Here is a 2048-nt window from a genome sequence, read left to right as displayed (position 1 = left end):
CCCCCGCCGCCGCTAACAGCTGAGGTCCATGACAGACCGCGGCGATAGGCTTACCGGCAGCGTTGAAATCTTGCACCAGCTTAATGACATCCGGATTCAGCCGGAGATATTCCGGAGCACGTCCGCCGGGGATCAGCAGCGCGTCGTAATCGGTGGCCCGAGCCTCGGCAAAATTCGCATTCAGCGTAAAACGATGACCCGGTTTTTCACTGTAGGTCTGGGCCCCATCAAAATCATGAATAGCGGTTTGAACGTAGTCCCCCTGACTTTTATCCGGACAGACGGCATCAACACGATGGCCCAGCATCTGCAACGCCTGAAAAGGCACCATCGTTTCATAATCTTCGACATAATCGCCGACCAGCATCAGTATCTTCTTCATTCACATCCCCCGCTCACGGTTATTAATGATGAGAAATAACGGCCATCTTTACTATAGCCCACGCATTTCACGACATTAATAAATACCGCAGGACACGCCGTCACCGGACGTCTGAAGGGGGTTGCCCCTGACGGCGCGCCCTGTTGTTAATACCTGAAGTTTCTATCACTCCCAGGCCTGCTCAGATTTCGCGGAGTCAAACTGCGGCGGCGGCTTGCGGAAACGTCCGGTCAGGTAGGCGAGATACACCAACCCCACGCCAGCCCATACCAGTCCCAGCGTCAGCGATGTCACCTCCAGGTTCACCCACAGTACGGCAACGGTGGCGGCGCCGACCATTGGCAATACCAGGTAGTGCAACTTTTCCTGCCAGGTATGCTTACGCCCTTCACGACGCCAGAAGTGGTTAAACACGGACAAATTAACGAACGTAAAGGCCACCAGCGCGCCAAAGTTAATCAACGCCGTGGCGGTTACCAGGTCAAAAAACAGGGCCGAGAGTGCCACAATCCCGACCATAATGACGTTCAGCGCGGGTGTACGCCATTTCGGATGGACATAGCCGAAGTACTTCTCCGGGAAGACGTTATCGCGGCCCATCACGTACAGCAGACGCGAAACGCTGGCATGGGACGCCAGACCTGACGCCAGCGTATTCACAAAGGTCGTACACAAGAAAATAGACTGGAACAGTTTGCCGCCGACGTACAGCGCAATCTCCGGCAGCGCCGCGTCCGGGTCTTTAAATCGGCTAATATCCGGAAAGAACAGCTGCATAAAGAACGAGGCGGCAATGAAGATCAGTCCGCCGTAAAGCGCGGTAAGGAAAATTGCTTTTGGAATGGTACGCGCGGCATCCGGTGTCTCTTCAGAGAGCGTAGTTACCGCATCAAAACCGAGAAACGAGAAGCAGACGATGGTCGCCCCGGTGATAATCGGGATCAAATGCGCATTCTGGCTGATAAACGGTTGCAGCGACCAGACGGTCCCGACCCCTTCGCCTTTGTGCAGCCCCTGCACCACGAGAACAATGAACACCACGATTATCGCAACCTGCACCAGTACAAACAGCGCATTGAAGTTCGCCACCAGATTAACGCTTTTCAAATTGGCCGCGGTGAGGATCGCTACAAACATCACTACCCAAATCCATGGCGCAACGCCCGGGAACAGCGCGGAAAGGTAAATTTTCGCCAGCAGGACGTTAATCATCGGCAGGAACAGGTAATCAAGCAGTGACGACCAGCCGACCATAAACCCCACATGCGGGTTGATCGCTTTTTGCGCATAGGTGTAGGCCGAACCGGCTTGTGGAAACTGGCGTACCAGCTTTCCGTAACTGATGGCAGTAAACAGCACGCCCGCCAGGGCCAGCAGATAGGAGGCCGGAACATGGCCATTGCTGATGCCCGAAACAATACCAAAGGTGTCAAATACCGTCATCGGTGTGAGATAGGCCAGCCCCATCACCACCACCTGCCACAGCTTGAGGGATTTACGCAACTGTGCTTTGCCCGGCTGGGCCGCGAGATCCACAGAAGAATTAGTCGACATAGCTTTCCTCCCCGCCACGGGCCCAGATCTGCGTTCGAAACGTGGGTAAAGCAGACCTGGGTCGTGTCGGGGTGGAAAGCCAAAAGAAAGGCGTCAATGTTGCACGGCACAG

The 2048-nt window shown here is 55.0% G+C and carries 2 protein-coding genes; both read right to left on the bottom strand.

Annotated features, from left to right (window positions below; translation table 11 throughout):
- On the bottom strand, positions 1 to 382 hold a 382-nt coding region (locus FDW87_RS21585), incomplete at its 3' end, for a DJ-1/PfpI family protein (protein ID WP_252362970.1).
- A gap of 165 nt (positions 383 to 547) precedes the next feature.
- Entirely contained in the window at positions 548 to 1936 is a 1389-nt protein-coding gene (locus tag FDW87_RS02910) for an APC family permease (RefSeq protein WP_047498299.1), read from the bottom strand.
- Positions 1937 to 2048: the final 112 nt, after the last annotated feature.

The sequence above is a fragment of the Citrobacter sp. wls826 genome (assembly GCF_005281245.1).
Taxonomy (GTDB): domain Bacteria; phylum Pseudomonadota; class Gammaproteobacteria; order Enterobacterales; family Enterobacteriaceae; genus Citrobacter; species Citrobacter braakii.
This window is presented reverse-complemented; position numbering and strand designations above follow the sequence as displayed.

Coding starts and splice junctions, on each gene's coding strand:
- FDW87_RS02910 (WP_047498299.1), bottom strand. CDS start 1,936: ATGTCGACTAATTCTTCTGTGGATCTCGCGGCCCAGCCGGGCAAAGCA.